General features: G+C 40.8%; 26 protein-coding genes, 1 pseudogene and 2 riboswitches. Of the genes and pseudogenes, 22 read left to right on the forward strand and 5 right to left on the reverse strand.

Translation table 11 applies throughout. The features are described 5' to 3' along the window. Nucleotides 1-85 precede the first annotated feature (85 nt). The 4 genes from C9J35_RS06820 to C9J35_RS06835 are packed head-to-tail and all read right to left on the reverse strand — an operon-like array spanning nt 86 to nt 2,719. On the reverse strand, nt 86-925 hold the full coding sequence (locus C9J35_RS06820; RefSeq protein WP_107923923.1) for an energy-coupling factor ABC transporter ATP-binding protein: 840 nt from the start codon (nt 923-925) through the stop codon (nt 86-88). Next, on the reverse strand, nt 922-1,695 hold the full coding sequence (gene cbiQ, locus C9J35_RS06825) for a cobalt ECF transporter T component CbiQ (RefSeq protein ID WP_107923924.1): 774 nt from the start codon (nt 1,693-1,695) through the stop codon (nt 922-924). Before cbiQ ends, C9J35_RS06820 begins: the two co-directional genes overlap by 4 nt. A gap of 3 nt (nt 1,696-1,698) precedes the next feature. Next, nucleotides 1,699-1,971: an energy-coupling factor ABC transporter substrate-binding protein gene (locus C9J35_RS06830; RefSeq protein ID WP_054767503.1), complete on the reverse strand. Its 273-nt coding sequence runs from the start codon at nt 1,969-1,971 to the stop codon at nt 1,699-1,701. 1 nt (nt 1,972) lies between these two features. Beyond that, complete coding sequence (locus tag C9J35_RS06835; protein WP_107923925.1) at nt 1,973-2,719, reverse strand: energy-coupling factor ABC transporter permease; 747 nt, start codon at nt 2,717-2,719, stop codon at nt 1,973-1,975. Nucleotides 2,720-2,860: 141 nt separating this feature from the next. Then, a riboswitch (cobalamin riboswitch) is annotated at nt 2,861-3,044 on the reverse strand. A gap of 247 nt (nt 3,045-3,291) precedes the next feature. Further along, nucleotides 3,292-3,475, forward strand: a riboswitch (cobalamin riboswitch). A 137-nt stretch (nt 3,476-3,612) separates the two neighbouring features. Here C9J35_RS06835 and C9J35_RS06840 point away from each other — a divergent pair. The 18 genes from C9J35_RS06840 to rnz all read left to right on the forward strand — a co-directional run bounded on the left by C9J35_RS06840 (nt 3,613) and on the right by rnz (nt 20,613). Next, nucleotides 3,613-4,005, forward strand: coding sequence for a (2Fe-2S) ferredoxin domain-containing protein (locus tag C9J35_RS06840; RefSeq protein WP_054767504.1), 393 nt, complete (start codon nt 3,613-3,615; stop codon nt 4,003-4,005). Next, entirely contained in the window at nt 3,989-5,659 is a 1,671-nt protein-coding gene (gene cobJ, locus C9J35_RS06845; RefSeq protein WP_107923926.1) for a precorrin-3B C(17)-methyltransferase, read from the forward strand. The genes C9J35_RS06840 and cobJ overlap by 17 nt, the downstream gene beginning before the upstream one ends. Nucleotides 5,660-5,673: 14 nt before the next feature. Beyond that, the gene (locus tag C9J35_RS06850; RefSeq protein ID WP_107923927.1) at nt 5,674-6,579 is read left to right on the forward strand and encodes a sirohydrochlorin chelatase; all 906 of its coding nucleotides are present in this window, start codon (nt 5,674-5,676) and stop codon (nt 6,577-6,579) included. Next, nucleotides 6,576-7,337, forward strand: coding sequence for a precorrin-6A reductase (cobK, locus tag C9J35_RS06855; protein WP_054767505.1), 762 nt, complete (start codon nt 6,576-6,578; stop codon nt 7,335-7,337). The genes C9J35_RS06850 and cobK overlap by 4 nt, the downstream gene beginning before the upstream one ends. A 12-nt stretch (nt 7,338-7,349) precedes the next feature. Further along, nucleotides 7,350-8,009 carry a precorrin-8X methylmutase gene (locus C9J35_RS06860; protein WP_107923928.1) on the forward strand — a complete coding sequence of 220 codons (660 nt, stop codon included), beginning with the start codon at nt 7,350-7,352 and terminating at the stop codon, nt 8,007-8,009. After that, nucleotides 8,009-9,142 (forward strand): cobalt-precorrin-5B (C(1))-methyltransferase, encoded by a 1,134-nt coding sequence (locus C9J35_RS06865; RefSeq protein WP_107923929.1) that lies wholly within the window; start codon nt 8,009-8,011, stop codon nt 9,140-9,142. The genes C9J35_RS06860 and C9J35_RS06865 overlap by 1 nt, the downstream gene beginning before the upstream one ends. Further along, nucleotides 9,099-10,319: a precorrin-6y C5,15-methyltransferase (decarboxylating) subunit CbiE gene (gene cbiE, locus C9J35_RS06870; protein ID WP_107923930.1), complete on the forward strand. Its 1,221-nt coding sequence runs from the start codon at nt 9,099-9,101 to the stop codon at nt 10,317-10,319. Before C9J35_RS06865 ends, cbiE begins: the two co-directional genes overlap by 44 nt. Then, a complete protein-coding gene (cobI, locus tag C9J35_RS06875) occupies nt 10,312-11,019 on the forward strand; it encodes a precorrin-2 C(20)-methyltransferase (RefSeq protein ID WP_107923931.1) in 708 nt (235 codons plus the stop codon). The genes cbiE and cobI overlap by 8 nt, the downstream gene beginning before the upstream one ends. Beyond that, nucleotides 11,019-11,804: a precorrin-4 C(11)-methyltransferase gene (cobM, locus tag C9J35_RS06880; RefSeq protein WP_107923932.1), complete on the forward strand. Its 786-nt coding sequence runs from the start codon at nt 11,019-11,021 to the stop codon at nt 11,802-11,804. The genes cobI and cobM overlap by 1 nt, the downstream gene beginning before the upstream one ends. Beyond that, nucleotides 11,797-12,918 (forward strand): cobalt-precorrin 5A hydrolase, encoded by a 1,122-nt coding sequence (locus C9J35_RS06885; RefSeq protein ID WP_107923933.1) that lies wholly within the window; start codon nt 11,797-11,799, stop codon nt 12,916-12,918. Before cobM ends, C9J35_RS06885 begins: the two co-directional genes overlap by 8 nt. An 11-nt stretch (nt 12,919-12,929) precedes the next feature. After that, on the forward strand, nt 12,930-14,297 hold the full coding sequence (locus C9J35_RS06890) for a cobyrinic acid a,c-diamide synthase CobB (protein WP_107923934.1): 1,368 nt from the start codon (nt 12,930-12,932) through the stop codon (nt 14,295-14,297). Further along, nucleotides 14,290-14,928 carry a precorrin-2 dehydrogenase/sirohydrochlorin ferrochelatase family protein gene (locus C9J35_RS06895; protein WP_054767506.1) on the forward strand — a complete coding sequence of 213 codons (639 nt, stop codon included), beginning with the start codon at nt 14,290-14,292 and terminating at the stop codon, nt 14,926-14,928. Before C9J35_RS06890 ends, C9J35_RS06895 begins: the two co-directional genes overlap by 8 nt. Further along, on the forward strand, nt 14,925-15,692 hold the full coding sequence (gene cobA, locus C9J35_RS06900) for a uroporphyrinogen-III C-methyltransferase (RefSeq protein ID WP_107923935.1): 768 nt from the start codon (nt 14,925-14,927) through the stop codon (nt 15,690-15,692). Before C9J35_RS06895 ends, cobA begins: the two co-directional genes overlap by 4 nt. Before the next feature lie 164 nt (nt 15,693-15,856). After that, on the forward strand, nt 15,857-16,417 hold the full coding sequence (locus tag C9J35_RS06905) for a nitroreductase family protein (RefSeq protein ID WP_107923936.1): 561 nt from the start codon (nt 15,857-15,859) through the stop codon (nt 16,415-16,417). A gap of 14 nt (nt 16,418-16,431) precedes the next feature. After that, complete coding sequence (locus tag C9J35_RS06910; protein ID WP_054767507.1) at nt 16,432-16,968, forward strand: cob(I)yrinic acid a,c-diamide adenosyltransferase; 537 nt, start codon at nt 16,432-16,434, stop codon at nt 16,966-16,968. Between the two features lie 132 nt (nt 16,969-17,100). Next, entirely contained in the window at nt 17,101-18,600 is a 1,500-nt protein-coding gene (locus tag C9J35_RS06915; protein ID WP_107923937.1) for a cobyric acid synthase, read from the forward strand. Beyond that, nucleotides 18,597-19,433 (forward strand): class I SAM-dependent methyltransferase, encoded by an 837-nt coding sequence (locus C9J35_RS06920; RefSeq protein ID WP_107923938.1) that lies wholly within the window; start codon nt 18,597-18,599, stop codon nt 19,431-19,433. Before C9J35_RS06915 ends, C9J35_RS06920 begins: the two co-directional genes overlap by 4 nt. A 247-nt stretch (nt 19,434-19,680) precedes the next feature. After that, a complete protein-coding gene (gene rnz, locus C9J35_RS06925; protein ID WP_107923939.1) occupies nt 19,681-20,613 on the forward strand; it encodes a ribonuclease Z in 933 nt (310 codons plus the stop codon). A 286-nt stretch (nt 20,614-20,899) separates the two neighbouring features. On the opposite strand, the pseudogene C9J35_RS06930 reads toward rnz, so the two are convergent. Then, a pseudogene (locus tag C9J35_RS06930) lies at nt 20,900-21,816 on the reverse strand (EamA family transporter). A gap of 274 nt (nt 21,817-22,090) precedes the next feature. Between C9J35_RS06930 and C9J35_RS06935 the strand changes: the two are divergent. From C9J35_RS06935 to C9J35_RS06950, 4 genes are all read left to right on the forward strand, one after another. Further along, nucleotides 22,091-22,321, forward strand: a complete 231-nt coding sequence (locus C9J35_RS06935; RefSeq protein ID WP_010859658.1) for a hypothetical protein — start codon at nt 22,091-22,093, stop codon at nt 22,319-22,321. A 526-nt stretch (nt 22,322-22,847) separates the two neighbouring features. Then, nucleotides 22,848-23,468 carry a sporulation-specific diadenylate cyclase CdaS gene (cdaS, locus tag C9J35_RS06940; RefSeq protein WP_107923940.1) on the forward strand — a complete coding sequence of 207 codons (621 nt, stop codon included), beginning with the start codon at nt 22,848-22,850 and terminating at the stop codon, nt 23,466-23,468. A gap of 95 nt (nt 23,469-23,563) precedes the next feature. Next, entirely contained in the window at nt 23,564-24,007 is a 444-nt protein-coding gene (locus C9J35_RS06945) for a MarR family winged helix-turn-helix transcriptional regulator (protein WP_107923941.1), read from the forward strand. Nucleotides 24,008-24,061: 54 nt separating this feature from the next. Continuing rightward, on the forward strand, nt 24,062-25,000 hold the full coding sequence (locus tag C9J35_RS06950) for a ring-cleaving dioxygenase (RefSeq protein ID WP_107923942.1): 939 nt from the start codon (nt 24,062-24,064) through the stop codon (nt 24,998-25,000). Nucleotides 25,001-25,012 lie beyond the last annotated feature (12 nt).

The following is a 25,012-nucleotide window of genomic DNA, read 5'->3' on the forward strand; positions in this document are numbered from 1 at the left end:
CTACAAGATTTGTGCAATCGATTCGACCACAAGTGAAAAGTACACAACAATAGAGCAAGAAAAGCTATTTTTCTAAAATATTATTTTAAAGCTGTTCAATAAGTCTTTGTAAATCTTCCTTCGAGCGAGGTATTGATATGTTTTTGTCAAATAGTTTTTTATGTTGTAAGGCTAACGCCATTTCAAAAACCCATGGCCGCCCAAGATGGGCCCGATCAAGTAAATCCTCCTGATAAAACAAGGCTACTGGATCGCCATTATAAATAATTTTCCCAGCTTCCATTACGATTATTTGATCTGCCCATTCATAAGCGAGTGAAAGGTCATGGGTTGCTAGTAAAATGGTTCTTTCACCATCTTCTAATTTGGCTAAGTATTGTAAAACTTGTGCAGCATAATAATTATCAAGTCCTGCCGTTGGCTCATCTAATAATAATACGGATGGTTCCATTGCTAAAACACCTGCCATCGCCACACGTTTTTTCTGCCCTACACTCAAAAAGTGAATGGGCTTATCAAGTAGTGTTGCAATTTCAGTTTGCGCTACGGCCCATGCTATTTTTTCTTCAACTTTTTCTGCAGACCAACCAAGATTAAGCGGCCCAAATGCAATATCCTGCATCACTGTTCCAGAAAAAAGCTGATTATCTGCATCTTGAAACACAATCCCAACCTGTTGCCGTAATGCCTTTAAAGCTTTCCTGCCATAATAAAGTTCTTTGCCACAAAATGCTATACTACCAGTGGTTGGTTTTAAAATGCCATTTAGATGCTGAAATAATGTTGATTTTCCTGCACCATTATGACCAAGTAAAGCGATTTTTTTGCCTTTTGGAATTTGGAGTGTAATATCTGTTAAAGCATAGGTTCCATCTGCGTAGGCGTAGGATAATTGTTTTAATTCAAAATATAAGCCTGTTGTCATCTGCAAAGCCCTCCATAAATGATGAGGAATATAATAATAACAGCAATACCTAGCCAGTTTTTCCTGCTAGAGGTAAAATTCTCTTGCCAATAGACGGTTTCACCACCGCGTGCTTGCATGGCATTGTTAAGCTCACGACTTCGTTGAAACATCTCTGCAAATAACGCTGCAATCAGCATTGAAATTGAACGTAACCATTGCATAGGGGAGCGGAAACCTAATCGAGCCTGCTGGGCAAGATGAATTTTTTGCATACTGTCTAAAAAAATAAAAATAAAACGATATGTTAATTCTACTAGCTCGACAAATAGAACGGGAAGCCGCCATTGTCGTAGAATATGGCAAATAGATTGTACCGATGTCGTAAGAATTAAAAAATACAAACAGCTAATACTGCCAAGTACGATGAAAAAAAGTTCTTGTGCTGTCATCAAACTTGCAGTACCTATAAAAATAGTCCATGTTTTCAGCTGTAGTGCCCAGATATGTGAAGGTATAACACTTGCTGATGGCGCAATAGACAATATTATCGACACTAAGCTAGTCAACAGAAAAAAACCTGGTAACAGTAATAACTTTGCATAATACGTAAAGGGAATTCTTGCACCTAAAATGATAAAAGCACTCATCACAATAAATGTAATGAGTGAAATAAGTTCATCCCTCATGATAAGCGACAGCAGTAGAAGACCAAGAGAAAACGTCATTTTTTCTAGCGGATGAACAGACGCTAGTTTGTTCATGCAAGCATACTTATCAATGAGTAACATCGCTTAACCTTCTTTGTGTTTGCCACGCATATAGCCGATAAAATAGCCGATAAAACCAGCACCAATTGCGGCTTGAAGCACGAATAATAGGCTCTCAATTTCACCACTTGGTGGCTCCCAAAAACTTTCAAACCATGGCTGGTACTGAGCGTTAATTTCACCAATTGCGACTTCAGCCTCACCGTCAGCTCCACCGAACTCTGCTCCTTTTTGTACGAACAGCGGAATGATTGCCAATAGCACAACAATAGCTAAGAGTAGTAAATTTTTTTTCATGTCAATGTGCCTCCTTTGCTGAGAAAACACGTAAAGCTTTTAATTCACTGACATTATATTTTTTTAAGAAATTCATGACGATGACTGTTAAAATCCCTTCGCTAATGGCAAGTGGAATTTGTGTCAATGCAAAAATACCAGAAAATTTTGTGAATGAAACCATAAAGCCTCCAACTTCTGAAGGGAAGGCCAGTGCAAGTTGGACAGAAGTCACAACATATGTACCTAAGTCACCAAGCATTGCTGCAAAAAATACGGCAAGTGAGAACGATAGGCCAATCTTTTGAGAACCTTTAAAAACAAAGTACGCGATAAAAGGTCCTACTATAGCCATCGAAAAGGCATTTGCACCCAATGTCGTAATGCCGCCATGCGCTAACAGTAAAGATTGGAATAATAAGACGATTGTTCCAATTACGCTCATTGCCAATGGACCGAATAATACAGTTCCTAAGCCAACTCCAGTTGGATGTGAACAACTTCCTGTTACAGAGGGGATTTTAAGTGCAGATAAGACGAATGCAAAAGCACCTGAAAGACCGAGTATCATTTTTGTTTCGGGATTTTCATCGATTGTTTTACGAATTGAACGTAATCCTAAAATAATAAATGGCATGGCTACGATCCACCAGAAAATCGCCCATTCAATCGGCAGAAATCCTTCCATGATGTGCATGGCAAATGCTCGATTTGGCACGAGTAAAAATGCTAGTAAGAAATAACTAAGCTTCCAACAAGAAAATTTCAAAATAGCTCCTCCTTAAAATAAAATTTAGAATGTAGCGTGCGCAATAAAAAAGCACTTTTCCGATGTAGGAAAAGTGCATAGCTGAAAAAGCAAATAGAAATTATCATCTGCCAAGCCGCACACCTATCCTCGTAGGTTGAAACGATCACGTATTTTTCGGCAGGTCTCCTGGCTTTAGTTCAACATTTTATAGGCCTTCCCATCCTTTGGACAGTGACATAATCTATAAAACTCCCTAGTACAGTGGCGGGACCGCGCCGGACTTGAACCGGCTTCCCTTTTAAGCAAAATGACTACACTTCGCACCGAAAAAAGATGAAGTTGTGAGATTTCACGACAAAGTGTAACATGATTTTCCATAAATATGCTATCTCTTTTTATAAAAAATATTTTTAATTGAGCTTCATTCTAGAAAATTCTGATAAATCATAGAGTAACACCACATTTTTGCATGAAATATTTGTTGAAATTTTACTAAAAATTTCACAAATTAAAAAAGAATTGTTGAAATTTATAAATAATAAGCTATGATAGAAACAGTTTTCTATTACGTTTTTAGACAATTAAAATTTCATATAGATACATCTATAAGTGCTCGAGATAATTCGAGATAATAGGGAAATCGGTGTGAATCCGATACAGCCCCCGCTACTGTAATAGCTGATGAAATCGCAAATGCCACTAGTATCACTTGGGAAGGCGCGAAAGTAAAAAGAAGCTTAAGTCAGGAAACCTGCTTAGTTGATGGCATACAAACTTTTCGGAGGGAGAAGTTGAAGCGAGAGCGAGTACTTATATTTATTCGTTTTTATTTGGCTTCTACAAGACCTTTACTCTTCGTTTAGAGTGAAGGTCTTTTCTTTTTCCTAGTCGCAAATGAGGGGAGCAAGACAATGACAACTTGGAACTTAGACGGAATGAAAACGCATCTTTTTATTTGCAATGGCAGTAGCTGTATGCATAAAGATGGCGAAGAAATTACCCAAGCAATACGTAATGAAATACAGGTACAAGCACTTGATAAGGAAATACATACGACAAGAACACGCTGCAACGGCAGGTGTAAGGATGCTTGTGTTGTCATCGCCTATCCACAAGGAAACTGGTATCGTGTGCCAACGACAGAGCATGCGAAGGCGCTCGTGCAAGACTTACATCATGAGTCTTTACATAGTGAACATGTGTTCACACTGCGTGAAGGTACGTTACAGCGTACACCACAAACAACAGCTATTAAAGGCATTGAAAAGGTGAAAGAGGGGGAACAAAATGGCGCAAAAAGGTAAGATTTTTGTTGTGGGCTTTGGCCCCGGGGATTTTAAACATATAACAACAAGAGCTGTAGAAGCACTGCAACAGAGTGACTTTATCATCGGCTATAAAACGTATGTGGAGCTCATACAAGATTTAGTGACTGCCAAGTCGATTGTTAGTACAGGAATGACCGAAGAAGTTTCGAGGGCGCAGGAAGCTGTGCGTCAGGCAGAGGCAGGTAATATCGTGTCTGTCATTTCCAGTGGTGACTCAGGCGTGTACGGGATGGCGGGGCTCGTCTATGAGGTATTGATAGAGCTTGGCTGGACCGAAGCAACTGGTGTTGAAGTGGAGATTGTGCCTGGTATTTCTGCGATTAATTCGTGTGCCAGTTTACTAGGTGCGCCGATTATGCATGATTCTTGCACAATTAGTTTAAGTGACCATTTAACACCATGGAATTTAATCGCTAAACGGGTGGAAGCAGCAGCAATGGCGGATTTTGTGATTGCACTTTACAACCCGAAAAGTGGTCGTCGTACACGCCAAATCGTCGAAGCACAACGTATTTTACTAGAATATCGATCTCCCGATACACCGGTGGGGCTCGTAAAAAGCGCCTATCGTGATCGCCAGGAGATTACGATGACCACACTAGCGGAGATGCTTGAGCATGATATCGGGATGCTCACAACTGTTATTATCGGAAATTCATCTACATTTTTCTATGACAATAAAATGATTACACCGCGTGGCTATCAACGAAAATATACGCTTGGAGATGAAAAACAGCCACTACGTCCACATCAACGTCTGAAAGAAGAAAATGAACCGTGGGCGATGAATCAACAAACGGGAACAGCGCGTGCTGATTTTGCGGCAGACCCGAATGCAGGACGTAGCAAGCCCAGTTTAGCGATTACACCTGTGTCAACGCTAAATAAATCATCTCTTGAAATGGCTGCAACTGCACTTGCAATGGTAAAAGGGACAAGTGCTGGGCATGTCACATCTAAACTTGTCCAACAAAAGATTGAATCCATTTTTGAACTTGCCGTTAGTCCTGGGGTGGCTAATAAGTTTTTCACGCCGCAACAAATGACGGCTTTAGCTGAAGTTGTTGGGGAAGAAGGAACGATGGAGTATACACCGGACCATCAAATTCATTTGAAAATTCCAACATCTGAACCCGATAAAATTTCAGCAAAACTACGTGAAGTGGGCTTTTTGTTAGCTCCAATCGGCGATGTACTGTCATTAAAAGCATGTGATTTCTGTTATGGAGAGAAAGCAGACTCTATTCCATATGCCGAGGAAATTCAAGCAAAACTAGGTGGCTTAGCATTACCGAAAACGCTAAATATCGGCTTTAACGGCTGTGGTATGGCATGCTACCGTGCAGTGTTTGATGATATTGGTATTGTCTATCGTAAAAGTAAATTTGATGTCTTTATCGGTGCTAAACCAGTTGGGCGTACAGCGCATGCGGCACAGCCTGTGGTAGAAGGGTTAGAGCCAGAACAACTTGTTCCACTTATAACAGACATTCTTGAAGAGTACAAAGCCAATGCGCATCCAAATGAACGCTTGTTTAAATACTTCAAACGTGTGAAAAAAATATTGCATTTTACGTATCAAGATATGTCTTCAAAAATAAAAGTAGAGCCAGCTCCGTGCGGCGACTAGTGAGGAGAAAAGAGATGAAAGCTATTTTATTTGTCGGCCATGGTAGCCGTTTAGCAGCAGGAAATGATGAGGTACGCACATTTATTGAGCAAATGACTCCTCGGATTGATGACAGCTTTTTAGTTGAAACTTGTTTTCTGGAATTTGCTTCGCCAAACATTGAAGAGGGCATTACGAATTGCATACAAAAAGGTGCAACGGAAGTGCATGTTATACCAATTATTTTACTGCATGCTGGACATTCAAAGATGCATATTCCAGCAGAAATTGAGCATGCACGCGAGCATTACCCAAACATCACTTTCACATATGCGCAAACGATTGGCATTCACGATGAAATTTTTGCCATTCTAGAAGACCGCCTTGAAGAGATTGGGTTCAATGCACAAGAGGAGCATAAAGATACGGCAGTGCTGTTAATTGCGCGTGGCGGTAGTGATCCTTATGCCAACGGTGATTTTTATAAAATTACTCGTTTGCTTTGGGAAAAGCTACCGGTACCAATCGTGGAAAGTGCTTTTATGGGCGTAACAGATCCACGCGTGGACGCAGGCATTGAGCGATGCGTCAAGCTTGGTGCGAAAAAAATTATTATGTTACCGTACTTTTTATTTACAGGCATTCTGATGGAACGAATGCAGGGCATGTGCCAACAATTTAATGACAAATATCCTGACTGTGATATAGAAATTGCCAATTATTTTGGCTATCATGAGCGTCTACAAAATGTGCTGTTAGAACGTATAGAGCAAGCGGTGAATGGTACTTCTACTGGTATGCAAGATTTAGAAAATTACCGTGCTTATGCTGCGGTGCATGGTCATGCGCATCATCATCACCATCATGACCATGATCACGACCATGGCCACCAACACGACCATGACCACCACCATCACCATGAAGAGGAGTCAGTGAAATGATTTTCATGTTAGCAGGCACTAGTGATGCAAGGAATCTAGCGCTGGAATTGCAGTCTGCGGGTCATCAAGTGACTGCAACCGTTGTCACTGATTCAGCAGCTTCGAGCCTTACAGAAGCTGGTCTTCCACATTTAGTCGGTCGCTTGACGGCTGAAGAAATGGCGACAATTTTACTGGAAAAGGGCTATCAACTTGTTGTAGATGCCTCACACCCATTTGCTGAAGAGGCTTCTAAAAATGCGATGGTAGCAGCTGAAAAAGCAGGTGTACCTTATATTCGCTATGAACGTGCCCATGAGCATTACGCACATCCTCTCATAACGGTTGTGAAAGATTATGAGCAAGCTGCACAACTAGCAGCAGCAAAACGCGGTGTCATTATGTTGACAACAGGCAGTAAGACGCTAGCGACGTTCACCAAAGTATTGCAAGGACTGGAAAATACACGTGTTATTGCACGTATGCTTCCTCGTCTCGATAATATGGAAAAATGTGAGGCACTTGGTGTGGCGCAAAGAGATATAGTGGCCATTCAAGGACCGTTTTCAAAAGAATTAAACGAAGCCCTTTTCCGTCAATATGATGTCACATTGATGATTACGAAAGAAAGCGGCAAAGTTGGTTCTGTTGATGAAAAGCTTGAAGCCGCACTTGCTTGTGGCATAGAAACGATTTTAATTGCTCGACCAAATATACAATACGGCCAACAGTATTCCACATTCGAGGATATACTACGGGCTGTTCACAACACACTTTAGGAGGCAATTCACATGGATTTTAAAACAGATTTCAAACCTTTAACAGTAGACCCAGATAAAATTTATGATTACAGTTTCGCAATTATTGCAGAGGAAATGGGCGACCATAACTTCACAGAAGATGAGTGGAAAGTTGTACGTCGTATTATTCATGCATCTGCTGACTTTGAGTTAGGCCGTAGTGTCATCATCACACCAGGCGCATTAGAAGCTGGGGTTAAGTCTATCTTAGCAGGACGTCATGTTATTGCTGATGTCCAAATGATTGAAAGTGGTTCAGGGAAAAAACGTTTCCAAAAGCATGGCGGGGATTTACACTGCTATATTGCAGATGAAGATGTTTCAGTTGAAGCCAAAAAACAAAATACAACACGTGCCATTATTTCGATGCAAAAGGCTACAAAACTACACGAAGGCGGTATATATGCCATTGGTAATGCACCGACAGCATTACTAGAGTTAATTCGCTTAATTAAAGAAGGTTTAGCAAAACCGGATCTAATTATCGGTATGCCAGTTGGCTTCGTTTCAGCGGCTGAGTCAAAAGAGGAGCTATTAAAGCTAGAGGGTATTCCATATATTACAAATGTTGGCCGTAAAGGCGGTAGTACAGTGACGGTTGCCGCATTGAATGCCATTTCTATTTTAGCGGACGAACAGGCAAAAAAATAATGGAGCGGAAGCCAAAAAAGGATCCCAAGGACATGCGTCACGGTTATACAACGGGAGCCTGTGCAACTGCTGTTACAAAGGCTGCATTACTAGCACTAATTACAAATGAAGAACAGGAAACGAGTACCATTCATTTGCCGATAGGACGAGATGCAACATTTACAATTGAAAAATGTACATTTGCTTGCAATGCAGTAAGCTGTGAAACGATTAAGGATGCTGGTGATGATCCAGATGCAACACATAAAGCGCTCATCATTGGCACAGTAAGCTGGGCCGACACACCAGGTATTCATTTAGACGGAGGAATAGGCGTCGGGCGGGTGACAAAGCCCGGCTTACCCGTTGCTGTCGGAGAAGCGGCTATTAATCCAGTGCCACGCAAGATGATACATAATACCGTACAGAGCGTACTTGACGAGTTTCATATTGATCGTGGCGTTAATGTCATTATTTCCGTACCAGCAGGTGAAGAAATTGCTAAAAAAACATTAAATGGAAGGCTCGGCATTATCGGTGGTATTTCCATTTTAGGCACAAGGGGAACCGTCGTGCCTTTTTCGAGTTCAGCCTATATGGCAAGTATTGTTCAAGCCATCAGTGTTGCAAAAGCAGCTGGATGTGAGCATGTAGTGGTGACAACAGGTGGACGCAGTGAAAAGTATGCCATGGCCCAATATCCTGAATTGCCAGAGGAGGCATTTATTGAGATGGGTGATTTTGTCGGCTTTACGTTAAAACACTGTAAACGACTCGGCATAAAGCAAGTATCGCTCGTAGGGATGATGGGCAAATTTTCAAAGGTGGCACAGGGTGTCATGATGGTACATTCAAAGAGTGCAGCCATTGATTTTAATTTTTTAGCGCAATTGGCAGTCGATGTTGGTGCAGATGAAGACACAGTGAGCGCAGTAAGGGAAGCTAATACGGCTTCACAGGTCGGAGAAATTATGGCAGATAAGGGCTATCAGGCCTTTTTTGATCATTTATGTGCGGCATGCTGTTATTCATCCATACATCATACACGGGGCGGCTTGACGCTCGCCACATCGATTTATTCGATGCAGGGACAATTATTAGGAAGGGCTGATGACATTGCATCGATCGATGAAATTAATTGGGATCGGGGATAACGGACAAGAAAGCTTATTGCCACAGTACATGCAGTGGATTGAAAACTGTGAGGTACTTGTTGGCGGTGAACGTGTCCTTGATTTTTTCCCAAGCTTTACAGGAGAAAAAGTTGTCATTAAAGGTGGTCTTTCAGTGCTTGTTGAACGCTTAGCAGCAGAGACACGAAGCACAGTTATTTTAGCATCAGGTGATCCATTATTTTATGGTATCGGTGGTTATTTAGCGAAAAATTTAGACATCGAGGTTTATCCATATATGAGCTCGTTGCAATTAGCATTTTCGAAAATGGGTGAGAGTTGGCAGGATGCCTATGTAACAAGTATTCATGGACGACCAATAAAGGGCTTAGCACAGCGCATTGATGGTAAAAAGAAAATAGCGCTACTCACAGACGCTGAAAATAATCCAAATGCACTGGCACGTTATCTAAAGCATTTTGGTATGACAGAATATCGCGCCTTTGTCGCAGAAAATTTACAAGGCAATGATGAAAAATATGGTTGGTATTCGCTAGACGAATTAGAAACCGTTATATTTTCACCACTGAATGTTGTCATTTTACAGCAAACATCTGCACCAAAACGCTATCCACTAGGCATTGATGATGAAGAATTTTCACAGCGTAAGCCAGATAAAGGGCTTATTACCAAGAAGGAAATTCGTGTGTTAAGTTTACAGGCAATGCAACTCCAAAAAGATAGTATCATTTGGGACGTCGGAACCTGTACCGGTTCAATGGCTATTGAGGCCGGTAAATTGTCACCAGAGGGACAAATTTTTGCAGTGGAAAAAAATGCACCTGATTTAGAAAACTGCATGCAAAACCAGCAAAAATTCCGTGTAGATATTACCGCTATTCATAGTAAAGCACCAGCAGGGCTTGAAAATTTCCCAAATCCGGATGCGATTTTTATCGGCGGCACAGGAGGCGAAATGGTGGAACTCCTACAGTTGTGCTGTACACGGTTGAAACCGCAGGGTCGCATTGTCTTAAATGCAGCAACGATAGAAAATTTATATAAAGCGGTTGAAGCGTTTAAAGCTTGTGGTTTTGCAGTCGAAATTTTGCAGGCCCAACTTGCACGTAGTAAACCTATTTTGGATATGACCCGTTTTGTCCCATTAAATCCGATATATATTATTTCGGCACATCGAAAGGAAGAAAATCATGAGTAATCTTGGTATTTTATATGGCTTAGGCGTAGGCCCTGGCGATCCAGAGTTAATTACAGTAAAGGCATTCCGTGTTATTCAGGAGTCGCCAGTTATTGCCTATCCGAAAAAATTGAAGGGCAGTAAAAGTTATGCGCATCGTATCGTAGATGTGTACATTAACCCAGAAGAGAAAGATATGCTTGGTCTTGTGTTTCCAATGACAAAGGATGAGGCTGTGTTAGAGCGTGAATGGACAAAATCGGTGGAGCTTGTATATGGTAAGCTGCAAGAGGGGAAGGACGTCGCGTTTGTGACAGAGGGCGACCCATTATTATATAGTACGTTCATCCATATGATGAAGCTTATGCAGGATATGCATCCAGAGGTAGAAATTCGTACAGTACCTGGAATTTCTTCATTCAACGGCTCCGCGTCACGACTAGGTATTGCCCTTGCAGATGGTGATGATCGTGTAGCGATTATTCCAGCATATGATAATTATGACGCGATGCGTGAAGCAATTGAAAGTCATGATGCGGTAGTTTTCATTAAAGTCGCAAAAGTTATTGATTTAATGCTTAAAGTACTGCGCGATTTAGATTTACTTGATAAGGCATCAGTTGTAACAAAGGTCACGTCCGATGAGGAAATTATTTGGGATGTGCAAGAATTAGACGGCGTCGATTTAGAATATTTAACATTAATGGTGGTGCGTAAATAATGAAGAAAATTTTTATTGTTGGTGCTGGTCCTGGGGATCCAGATTTAATCACGGTGAAGGGTTTACATATATTACAAACAGCAGATGTTGTCATGTATACAGATTCCTTAGTAAATGAAGACCTAATTGCAAAAGCAAAACCTGATGCTGAGGTTATTCGTACTGCTGGTATGCATTTAGAGGAAATGGTGGCAGTGATGGTAGATCGTGTCAATGCGGGCAAAGTTGTAGCACGCATGCACACTGGTGACCCAGCCATGTACGGTGCCATTATGGAACAAGTCGCATTATTGAAAAAAGAGGGCATTGGCTACGAGGTTATTCCTGGGGTTAGCTCAGTATTTGCAGCTGCGGCGGCCATCGGGGCAGAACTTACTATCCCTGATTTAACACAAACACTTATTTTAACTCGTGCTGAAGGCCGTACACCCGTGCCTGAGTTTGAAAAACTACGCGATTTAGCGAGCCATCATTGTACAATTGCACTATTCCTGAGTGCGACATTAACCAAGAAAATCGTTAAAGAATTGCAAAATGCCGGCTGGGCTGATGATACACCGGTGGCGGTGATTCAACGGGCTTCTTGGCCAGACCAAAAAATTGTGCGCACGACATTAGTTGAACTTGATGAGGCAATGCGTGTAAACGGCATTCGTAAACATGCAATGATTTTAGCGGGCTGGGCATTAGATCCAAACATTCATGATAAAGATGAGTACCGTTCGAAATTATATGATGCTACCTTTACACATGGTTTCCGCAAAGGTGTGAAGACCAGTGATTGAATTGCAAGAGGGCGTTTTACCAGAAGTTGATCAACGCAATCCGTATGCAGTTGTGGCAATTACAAAACATGGTGTACAAATTGGGCGTAGACTGCAACAAACCTTTGCAGCAAGTGATTTATATTATATGAGTAAATTTGAGCAAGGCGACGAAGCAAAAAAGCATATTCAGCTTTTCACTGGTACAGTGCGCTTGCTATTACCTACATTATTTAAACAATATAAAGGCTTGATTTTAATCATTTCACTTGGTGCGGTTGTGCGCATGATTGCGCCAATTTTACAGGATAAGAAGACAGACCCTGGTGTTGTTGTCATTGATGATCGTGGGGAAAATGTGATTAGTGTGCTTTCAGGTCATTTAGGTGGTGCCAATGAGCTTACTCATGAAGTTGCAGCTGCTCTTGGTGCAAACCCAATTATTACAACGGCTTCAGATGTACAAAAAACAATCCCTGTTGATTTATTTGGCGCACGTTTTGGTTGGGTATGGGATAGTGCAGACAAGCTTACGCCAGTAAGTGCCTCTGTTGTTAATGAGGAACATGTCGCAATTGTACAAGAAATTGGTGAACGTGATTGGTGGATGCGTGATAGTCCTATGCCAGAGCAAATCAAAATATATCCATCGACAGAAGCGGCGATAGAGGCGAAACCACATGCAACATTGTTGATTACGGACCGCATCATTGAACCAGTGGAAGAAGTGCTCCTTGAGAATGGCGTGATTTATCGTCCCAAATCGGTGGTGCTTGGTATGGGCTGCAATCGTGCTACTTCTCTTGAAGAAATCGAACATGTCATTGATGAAACACTTGCACAATTAAAATTATCGAAAAAAAGTGTCAAAGCACTCTGCACGATTGATTTAAAGAAAGACGAGCAGTGCTTCCTTGATGTCACAAAGAAATATGACTGGGAGTTTGTCACGTATACGCCAGCACAATTAAATGAAATTAATTTTCCGTCACCGTCAGACACGGTATTTAAATATACAGGTGCATATGGTGTGAGTGAGCCGGCTGCTATGCGCTATGCACAGGTGGAATCGCTCGTGCTACCAAAGAAAAAAGCAGGGAACGCGACGATTTCTGTAGCGAGATTAACATTTTAAGGAGGGCGCCTATGCAAACGAATCGCTTTGTACTTGCCGGAACTGGTAGTGGTGTTGGTAAAACGACGTTTACAATTGGTCTGATGAAGGCATTGCAGGAAAAGGGGAACATTGTACAGGGCTTTAAATGTGGTCCTGATTATATAGACCCAAGCTATCATACAGCTGTGACTGGTCGTGTGTCGCGCAATATAGATAGTTGGATGTTTTCACAGAATGCTGTGCGTGATATTGTGGCACGTGCAAGTATGGATGCAGATGTTTCGATTATCGAAGGCGTTATGGGATTCTATGATGGCAAAAGTCCATTATCTGATGCCGGATCTGCCGCTGATATTAGTGTTATTACAGAAAGTCCGGTCATTTTAATTGTCAATTGCGCAAGTATGGCGCGAAGTGTGGCTGCAGTTGTGAAAGGCTTCCAGTTGCTTTCTGACAAACCAAATATCGTTGGCGTCATTGCGAACCAAGTAGGGAGTGTCGGTCACTACGAGATTGCCAAAGCAGCAATTGAGCAGGAGTGTGGTATTCCTGTCATTGGTTATTTAAAACGTGAAGCAGACATTGATATTCCCAGTCGCCATTTAGGGTTAATTCCTGCTATAGAGCGAGGGGAGCTTGATTCGTTTTTTGACAAGCTAGGCGCTCTAATGGCAGAAACGATAGATTTAGAGCAATTACTTGATTTAACAAAGGCACCTGTATTAGCGGAAACGGGTGATTTATTTGACCAACAGGAAGATCAACATATTCATATTGCGATTGCAAAGGATGCTGCATTCAACTTTTATTACGAAGAAAATCTAGCCCTTCTTCGAGCAAAAGGGGCCACGTTACAATTTTTCTCCCCGTTAGCCAATGAGCCTGTACCACCTGAGGCTGACGGTCTATATATCGGTGGGGGCTTCCCAGAGGAATTTGCCGAAATACTTGCAGGCAATGCTATCGCAAAGAAGTCCATAACTGAGGTTGTTAACAAGGGTTTACCAACCTTAGCTGAATGTGGTGGTTTTATGTATTTGACAGAAGCTATTACCAATAGCACTGGCCAACGCTACGACATGCTAGGTATTATTCCTGGTGAAGTAGCCATGCAAACAAAGCTTGCCGCGCTGGGCTACCGTGAAATTTCTGGCACGCAAGCAAACTTTTTAATCGGTGAGGATGAAGAGGCGAAGGGACATGAATTCCACTATTCAAAGTATAGCGGTGTACATGAAACGCCAGCCTACGAGACAAAAGGGCGCTTTGGCAAAAAACAAGAGGGTTATCAGGCGGGCAATTTAGTTGCTGGCTATACGCATTTTCATTTTGTATCCAATCCAAAGCTTGTCGATAACTGGTTGGCAGCTTGTAAGAAGGTGAAAAATCTTGACTAATTATTTCCCAATTCATATAAATATCGAATATAAAACGGTAGTGATTGTTGGAGGCGGACATGTTGCAACACAGAAGGTAGCGTCCCTGCTACCAGCTAAAGCAAGTATAGTTGTTGTTAGCCCAACATTGCATGATACACTACTTCCACTTGCTCAGGCGGGGCAAATTACATGGCGTGAAAAGGCATTTGAAGCACGTGATTTAGATGATGCATCGCTCATCATTGCGGCAACAAATGATACTAAAGTCAATGAAGCAGTACAGGAAGCGGCCCAGCATTGGCAACTAATAAATCGGGCAGATGCTCAAGGCGAGAGTGATTTTATTACACCGGCTACTGTGCGCCGTGGTCCACTAGTATTGACCGTGTCAACGTCGGGGGCAAGCCCCTCTTTAGCCCGTAAAATTAAAGAAGATTTAGCCGAGCAATTTGACGCAGTCTATGAAGACTATGTTTGTTTTTTACAGCAGGCACGTTTAATGGTTACTGCTAAGTTTGAAAAAGGCGATAAACGACGTGTTGCACTGCAAGCATTGCTTGAGCCAAGCCTACTAGAATGGACACGTAGTGGAGAGATTGATAGACGTGAAGCTTATTTACAACAATTATTGACGGGAGAATCGCGATGAAGGACGGAATAGTGTATTTAGTAGGAGCTGGTCCAGGAGATCCAAAACTTATTACGGTGTATGGACTTGAATGTATTCAACAGGCGGATGTCATTGCATACGATCGTCTTGTGAACCCGAAATTGTTGGAATTTGCAAAGCCAGATGCTGAACTTGTGTACTGTGGTAAATTGCCTGGTAAGCATCATCTTATTCAAGATGAAATCAATGCACTACTTGTTGAACGAGCACAAGAGGGCAAAATTGTCACACGCTTAAAAGGAGGCGATCCATTCGTTTTTGGACGCGGTGCAGAGGAAGCCGAAATCTTAAAAAACCATGGCATATCTTATGAAATCGTGCCTGGCATTACGGCAGGTATTGCAGCTCCAGCATACGCAGGCATCCCTGTCACACACCGCGATTTTGCTACAAGCTTTGCGCTTGTGACAGGACACGGACGTGAGGAAAAAGGCCAAGACTTTTTAAATTGGCCAGCACTGGCAACAGGTATTGATACGGTGGCATTTTATATGAGTGTTGGCAATATTGCCTACATCTCAAGGAAATTAATCGACAATGGGCGTAAAGCAACAACACCAGTAGCCGTTATTGAGTGGGGAACAACTGATAAACAACGCACAATTACAGGTCAACTAGATGACATTGCTGACATCATTGAACGCGAGGGCTATCATAATCCTTCCATGATTGTTGTTGGGGATGTTGTCACTGTTCGCGACAAAATTCAATGGTTTGAAGAGCAAGGATTTTCTTTAACATGATTCTGCACAAGCATGTGCATGAATGACAGCTTTGCATGTGTGTCAGTGGCTCCTATGCCATTGACCTATAGAAAAAAAACTCCGGCAAGTCATTGATTATGCTGGTAAAAAATGAAGTAACAACAAGACGAGTCGGAGAGTATTAGCATTAAGGAGGAACAATCATGACAGTCATCGAAGCGTTAAAAAATCGACGAGCAATTCGAAATTATACAACACAGCCTGTTGAAAAAGAGAAAATTGAACAAATTTTGCAAGCTGCTACATTTGCGCCTAATGACCGTATGCGTGAGCCTTGGCATTTTTATATCTTACAAGGTGAAGCCATGAAGCGTTATGAAGAAATGGCAAACGCTTATTTACAGGAACGCTTTCCAACAAAGCCAAACCTAGTGGAAAGCTCCATAAAGGTTGTTCAAACAACCCCGATCGCAATTGTTGTGACAGCTGACATTGTAGAAGGTGATGCAGATGCAACACAAGACAATGTCTTTGCAGTTTGCAGTGCCATTATGTCCATGTGGTTAGCAGCTGAAGAACAAGGCCTAGGATTTGTATGGCGTACAAGAGGCGTTGGACTTGTCCATGATGCACGTATGCATTCATTTATCGGTGCGAGTGAACATCAAAAGGTAGTAGGGACAATTTTCATTGGCTATCCAGAAGAACAGGCGCTGAAAGACAAGAAGCGTACGCCATTTACGGAAAAAACAACGTGGCTTTAAAGGAGGCATGAAGCATGGCTAGAAAAGGCTTATTTTTAGTCTATACAGGTGAAGGCAAAGGGAAAACGACAGCTTCACTTGGTGTGACGTTACGTGCAGTTGGTCGAGGTTTAAATGTGAGATATCTGCAATTCATTAAATCACCAGAGCGCACATATGGCGAGCAAATTGCCCTTCGAAAGCTTGGCGTGGAAATGGAGCAAATGGGTATAGGTTTTACTTGGACTAAAACACCAGAGGAGCATCGCGTAGCTCTTGCGAAGGCTTGGCAAAAAACAAAGGCAGCATTGCAAGATGAGGGCATTGATTTACTAGTTCTTGATGAGCTAAACAATGCTTTGGCTATTACTAAATTTCCGATTGATGATGTGCTGCCATTAGCTGAAGTCATTGAGGCGATTCAACAGCGTCCTTCAACGATGCACCTTGTGGTAACAGGGCGTAGTGCCAATCCAGCGCTCCTTGCAATGGCGGATTTAGTATCAACAATTGATGCGACAAAGCATTATTATGAAGAGGGCATCCCAGCAGTAAAGGGACTTGAATTTTAATTTAGATGTCCATAGAAATTTGTCAGCTCTAGAGATGTTCCGATAAATAGGAGGATTGTGTTTTATTCAGACGGTGTTTTAGATACTGCCTGAATAAATGAACCTTCTGGATAAGTGATGGGAGGAAAGAGTGTGCCAGCAAAATCAATTATGATTCAAGGAACTGCTTCGGACGTTGGAAAAAGTATGATTTGTACAGCCTTATGCCGTATTTTTTCTGATGCGGGGCTAAAGGTAGTACCCTTTAAGTCACAAAATATGGCGCTTAATTCATTTGTAACGGAGGATGGCGGTGAAATTGGCCGTGCACAAGGTGTACAAGCAGAAGCAGCGCGTGTTATTGCTACCACAGATATGAACCCGATTTTATTAAAGCCAAAGCAGGATATGGTGTCTGAGGTCATTGTACATGGCAAGCATTTTTTGAACATGGACGCGAAAAGTTACCGTAATAAATTTGTGCAGGAGGCGATGCCCATCGTTGAAAAATCTGTACGAACATTACAAAATACATATGATGTGATTGTGCTCGAAGGCGCAGGCAGCCCAGCAGAAATCAATTTAAAGGATCGCGATATTGCGAATATGCGTATGGCCCACTTAGCTGATGCTGCAGTTATTTTAGTTGCAGATATTGATCGTGGTGGTGTGTTTGCGTCAATTATTGGCACATTAGCATTGCTCGATGATGCCGAACGTGCACGCGTGAAAGGGTTAATTATTAATAAATTCAGAGGGTTGCGGGAGTTACTTGATGATGGTATTGAATGGGTGGAACGTGAGACAGGCATTCCTGTATTAGGCGTAGTACCCTACGTAGATGTCAATATTGAGGCAGAGGACTCACTTGCATTATCTTCATTACGCTTTAAAAAACCAAAACCAGGCGAGTTTTTGGTGGATATCGCCATGATTCGTTTGCCTCGAATTTCGAATTTTACTGATGTAGATCCGTTTTTCGATGAACCAGAGGTGGGTGTGCGATTAATTGCAAATGTTGCAGAGCTTGGCACTCCTGATTTACTAATACTACCAGGTACAAAAAGTACGATGGATGATTTAGCTTGGTTAAAAGCACAAGGCTTTGAGCAAGCCATTGCCAACTTACGAGCACGTGGTACAAAAATTATTGGTATTTGTGGTGGCTTCCAAATGCTTGGTGAAACATTACTTGATCCTGATGCTGTAGAAGGGAACGGTGATGCAGCACAAGGCTTAGGGCTACTACCAATGGAAACAGTTTTTGTAGGCGATAAAAAGACTGTACAAATGACAGGAACTCGCGGAAATGATACGTTCACAGGCTATGAGATTCACCTTGGGCGTACAAAAATTTTGCGTAATGAGGTATCACCATTTTTGCAGTTAAATGATGGCCGTGTGGACGGTGCAGTGTCGGTGGATGAGCAAGTTATCGGCACATATTTCCACGGATTATTCCATAATCGTAGCTTTACACGACAGCTTGTCAACGACATACGGATGAAAAAAGGGCTTGCAGTGCTACCAAGTGATGTAAAAAGTGATGCAGAACGCAGAGAAGATGCCTACAATATGCTTGCTGCTCATGTACATGCTAATTTAGATATGGAAAAAATATACGATATTTTGAATATAGAGGTAAGCATATGACACGAAAAGGGCCGTTAGCCATTGATTATGAGGCACTATGGCAAGAAGGCATGAAGGATTGGCAAGGGCAAATGCCTGAACGAATGGTGAATGATCATTTAGAGGAACAGTTTTGGTCACAATCAGTCGCACGTAAAAAAAGGGGACAAACAGACCCTTATGCTGCACGGATTTTTGAAGAAATTAAAAGAAGTATTCAACCGGAACATTCAGTTCTTGAAATCGGGCCTGGGTGGGGTAATTATACATTTCCACTTGCTGAATATGTTCATGAGCTGACATGTGTCGACAGTTCACAAAGTATTCTCGCCTATTTACAAAGTTGCTTACCGCATGAAAAACATGTTTCTTATGTCCATGCGAAATGGGAAGAGCTTGGTGAAAATGACATTCCAGCACATGATATTGTTGTTGGCGTGAATTGTTTTTACCGCATGTATGAAATTAAATCGGCATTAAAACATATGAATCGTCTTGCTAAAAAGCGTGCGATAATTGGGATGACGACAGGTCCGATTCAACCGCATTATGAACTATTGCATGCTAAATATGGTTATGATATCAAGTTCCCACGAAGAGATTATATTGAATTTTTGAATTTGCTATATGAAATGGATATTTATGCAGAGTGCAACATAATACCGCTGAAACGCGTATATGAATATGAGACGTATGAACAACTTATCACAACACAAAGTAAAAAAATATTAAACACTGATTTTAACAGAGCACATATCGAGGAATCGCTGGCACCGTTTATAGAACAAAAGGATGGTCGTTATTACTACCGTCATGATTTCCATGCTGCACTTGTGTCTTGGCAACCGAAATAAAGTGAAACTTCAATCCGTGAGGGTCTATATCCCCCACGGATTGTTAGTTGAACCAATGGGTTTTTACGGTCAGTTGATAGCCCACCAAGTTGACTCGTTCTCATCTATCAAATTGAGATGGTCGTCTTACTGACCGTTCATGCGGGATAATGGAAAAACCTTTGGAGAAAGCTTGTCCCCAAAGGTTTTTCTTATTTTCTGCAATAAGGTACAATAGAACGACAGAAAAAGAATTGAGGTGGCATATGTGCAACTACATTTTTTAGGGACAGGCGCAGGCATGCCTTCGAAAGAGCGCAATACGAGTGCTCTAATGGTAAAGCTTCTAGATGAAATCGGTGAGATGTGGCTTTTTGATTGCGGAGAAGCGACACAACATCAAATATTACATTCATCCTTAAAGCCACGTAAAGTAACGAAAATTTTCATCACGCATTTACATGGTGATCATATTTTTGGTCTGCCAGGATTTCTTAGCTCTCGTTCCTTTCAAGGCGGCGATGAACCATTAACGATTTTTGGACCAGCAGGACTACAACAATGGGTGGAGCAGACATTTGCATTGTCAAAAACACATTTAACGTATCCACTACAATTTGTAGAAGTACAGGAAGGTGTCATTTACGAGGACGCACACTTTACTGTACGAGCCGGTGAATTACGTCATGTTGTACCATGTTTTGGGTACCGCATTGAACAAAAGGAATTACCAGGAGAATTGCTTATGGAGAAAGTCCAAGCTTTAGGCGTTCCAAAGGGTCCACTGCTTGGACAGTTAAAGAGGGGGCACAATATTGAGCTTGAAAATGGTATAATTATTAAAGCTACTGATGTTGTAGCACCTCCTAAGAAAGGCTTTACGCTAACCATTTTAGGCGATACAAAATATTGTGAAGAGGCGATAACGCTAGCACAGCAGGCAGATATTGTGATTCACGAAGCAACGTTTGATGGTGGGACGACGGAGTTAGCAGCAAATTATGGACACTCCACAAATGTGGAAGCAGCTATGGTTGCTAAACGTGCAGGTGCAAAATTTTTACTCCTCAATCATTTAAGTGCCCGATTTTTACCGCATGATTTACCAATGTTCCTAGCACAAGCCCAAGAAATTTTTCCGCAAACTGTCCTAACTTCCGATCAGATGGTGTTCACTTGGAGTAATGATGAGTTACTTTAATATATTTTATTTTGCTAAAATTGTAGTATCACTTTTATAAGTCGAGTGAGTGAAAAACACTTTTTTATAGGTATAGGTTCGGGATTTTACCGTATCTATACCTATTTTATTTGGAATGGAACTTACCTTACAGTTGATTGTCCGTTTATAATTTGTAGTCAACCATTAGTTGTATGCTAAAGAGTTAGACTCAACATTTAAGCGATTAAATTGAAATCCGATTTCTGCATTTAAATTTTTTTTGACGTGTTGCTTTATTATGGTTAGCGCTCACCAAAAATTCTACTTAAAACTCAATTGTTTCTTCAGGAAAACTGCTTTGTTTTTTCTCTTTTCGTACTTTTAGAATTTGAGGTATGAAAATTCCGAATAAAATACAAACAATTCCAATCCACTGTAAAGGGGATACCACTTCATGAACAAGTGTAATAGAAGCGATAACTGCTGTTGGGAGTTCGACAGCTCCTAAAATTGTTCCAAGACCTGTCCCTACCTTTGGTACACCGATGGAAAAACAAATGACTGGTACAACTACACCAAAGAAGCCAAGGATTAAAGCATATTTCCATAATCCTGCCTGCAATGTACCATCAATCAAATATGTCGGTGGAAATATTAAGCAAACGAAGAGTGTAGCACTCGTTGTCATAAGAAAGCTTTTTGAGTAGATTGGAACATCAGTAGAAACACGCCCACTTGCAAATATATATAATTTGAAAAAGTTATAGCTGCTAATAACCCAAAGGTGATTCCTTTTATAGATAATTCTTGTCCTATTCCATCAAATATACCTCCAGCAAATATCGTTCCTATAAATAAGATGAGGATGGATAATAACTTTTCTCGACTTGGAAAAGTTTTGTTAGCAATTGCTTCAATAAGCACGCCCATCCAAGTGAATTGAAATAATAGAACAATAGCAATAGATGCAGGTAATTCTTTTACAGAAAGCCCATAAAAAATACTGGTTAAACTCATTGTTATCCCAACAGCCAATAAAGAGAATACATTTTTTAGGGTTACTTTATAGCGAGAGAAGAACATAACGAGTAATAATAATCCAAACCAGCCAAATACATATTGTCCACCTAAAAGTGCAGGAAAAGAAAATCCATTTAAAAAACCAATTTTAAGAATGGAAGAAAGAATCCCATAGCTACAGGCACCTAATAAAACGATTAATGAAAACTTTAATTTATTCAAAAAAACCCCTCCAAAAAAATAAAAAACCCCGCCGTCTATTAGTAGACGACGGGCGAATGAAACAGAGTTAAAACTCTACAAAATTTCGCCACTCACAAGTTAGTGTGAGTTTGCGTATCAAATTATGAAAATTGTAAACAAAAGTTACAAAGGTGTCAACTACTATATTTATGTAGACAAGTGGAAGTAGGAGATAGTTGGTCGGTACTCTATGAGAAATATAGTGCGTTTAATAGATGATTTACGTATAATTAAGTAAAAGGGGTGTGGTTGTATGGATCAACAAAAAATGCCACCAGCTGTATTACGTTTACTTGTTATTTTTCCAAACGTGCTGAGCTATTTACTATTAGGCGGACTTATTATTTATGTTACGACAAACTATGAAATACTGAAGTCAACAGAAAGCTTGAAAGTATGGCTAATCTTCATTGTAGTCCTTGCACCAGCAGCTGCTTTTACTACATATAGTATTGTCAAGAAAATTCGTGCCGGCCATATGTAACATCCAAATGTATTCAACACACGTCATAGGTATCTCCGAATGGCGTGTGTTTTTTTATTAGCCTAATAACTTTGCTTGTTACTGTAATGAGTACCGTCATAACATTTAGAGAGCAGGATGTACTAGAGGTAGCGATGTTACAAGGAATCCAGATTGCCTTTATTACAGCCGCTTTATTAAGTATTTGTGGGCTAGTATTGTCATTCTTTATAGTCCAAGAATAATCGTTCAAGCATTTAATTATGAAATGGATCGTGTCAAATAAAATGTTATAGAAAAATCCTTTGGCAGTTATTTTGCGCCAGGCTATGGTTTAATAGCTGAAATTTGTGCACAATTTATATCTTATTGACCCAAAAATAGGCGACTTCTTGTTCACATATGAACAGGTAGTCGCCTTATTATTTTGAAAATAAAGGAAGGGGTTGGTGAAATGCCTCCAAAGCGAATAAAAAAAATCCAGATAGAGAGACTAAATATAACAAGAGGTGATCCATCATTATATTAGAAAAGAGGCGTGTTTTTTGTGAATCAATCAAATTGTGATTTTTCACCAATGAAACAAACGGTAAAAGATGAACTTAGTCAAGTCATTATGTCCTTGCAGCAAAGTATAGAGGCAATGGATACAGAAGCGAATTGTCTTCTTAGTGATTTTGAAAAAATCAAAGAGAAATTTATTACGATTGAAATGCAGGCTGCGACATTCTATTTAAATTGTTATTTGTCTCCGTTTACTGAAAAATACCCAGAGCTATCAAATTGCGTACAAAATATGTCTAAGAGAAGACATGGTGGGCTCATTGTGATTCAACGAGAAGATGCACTGGATTCCTTTTTAAAACCAGGTATTCATATTGGCGCAGACTTAACGCATTCATTATTAGAATCTATTTTTTTCCCAGGAAATCCACTACATGATGGAGCCGTATTAGTAAGTCACAATAAAATTGTGTCTGCAGCAAATGTTCTTCCTCTTTCAGATATTTATACTGGTGAAAAAAAACTCGGCACAAGACACCGAGCAGCGATAGGATTAAGTGAACGAAGTGATGCACTGATCATGGTCGTGTCTGAGGAAACGGGAAGAATTTCATTTGCTTTTAATGGAAATTTACACCCAATAACCCCGCATGGAATTCTCTAAACTAAAAATATCTCTAATTCGAGATATTTTTCTTGCTTGTTTATCACTTGCGTGGTAAAGTGATGATACAGTACAAATGAAGGGAGGACAAAGTGATGCGAAAACATACATTGGGCTCACTTACATGGTTGCGTATGATGCGCTTTACAAATCAAAGTAATCAGCTATCCAATGACTTTTTAAAGCGCTTTGATTTAACGACCGCACAATTTGATGTGTTAATACAAATCAAGACATATGCACCGTTAACACAATCAGCGTTAGCTGAGAAAGTTACGGTTACACAAGGAGGCATTTCTCGTATGCTTGCCCGTCTTGAAAAGGATGGTTTAATTGAGCGCAAGCAAAATTGGAAGACAAAAACGATTTCGTTAACGCAAAAAGGTGAGCAGATGATAGATGCGGCGACACCAAGCCAGCTCCACTTTCAATCCTCATTTTTTGAAGATGTATTAACAGAAGAAGAACTGAAATCATTATATACACTTATGTCGAAAATAGAAAAGCATAGCCGAGTAAAGAAATTGCCACAAGCGTGATTTTTTTTTAGACAATCACTTGCTTAGTCAAGTGAAAAAAGGGAGGACACAAAAATGCACAAATTAAGTGGACATCATCATATATCAATGCTAACAAAAAATGGGAAACAAAATAACGATTTTTATACAAAAGTTCTGGGCTTACGTCGAGTGAAAAAAACAGTGAATCAGGATTCACCATCAATGTATCACTTATTTTATGGAGATTTAACAGGAGCTGCTGGAACTGAGTTATCCTTTTTTGAAATGCCTGTTGCTGGACGTACAGTGCGTGGAACAAATGCCATTACGCGCATTGGCCTTTTAGTTCCAAGTTATGACAGCCTTGTATTTTGGAAAAAACGCTTTGAGCTTTTAGCAGTAGAACATAGTGAGATTATGACCTATGCAGGCAAAGATGCACTGTTTTTTGAAGATCATGAAGGCTTGCGAATGGTGCTTTTAAATCACCACAATCAACAAATACCGGCCGAATGGCAAACATGGGAAAGTGATATCCCTGTGGAGCATCGCATTTTAGGGATGGGGACAGTAGAAATGACAGTACGTTATTTAAGTCGTACAGTGACTTTACTACAAGAACTATTTCATTATACAGTTGTCACTGAAAATGAAAAAGAAGCTCGCCTGCAATCTATTGCAGGGGAAACACTTGGCGAGATTGTCGTTAAAGAACTGGAGGGACCAAGTGAAAAACCTGGTCGAGGAAGTATTCACCACCTAGCTTTACGTGTAGCAACAGTGGAAGAACTTCAAGAATGGGATGCCTTAATTAAAGCGCGCGGTTTAGAAAGTACAGGCGTTGTAGACCGCTATTATTTCCAAAGTCTTTATTTTAGAGATCGTAATAACATTCTATTTGAAATGGCAACAGACGGTCCAGGGTTTACCGTAGATTCTCCTGTAGAAGATCTTGGCAAAGAGCTTGATTTGCCGCCATTTTTAGAGGAAAAACGAGCTGAAATTGAAGCAATTTTAGAACCATTAGATTAAAGGAGAGAACAA

Origin of the sequence: Lysinibacillus parviboronicapiens (genome assembly GCF_003049575.1) — a bacterium.
Lineage (GTDB): Bacteria > Bacillota > Bacilli > Bacillales_A > Planococcaceae > Lysinibacillus > Lysinibacillus parviboronicapiens.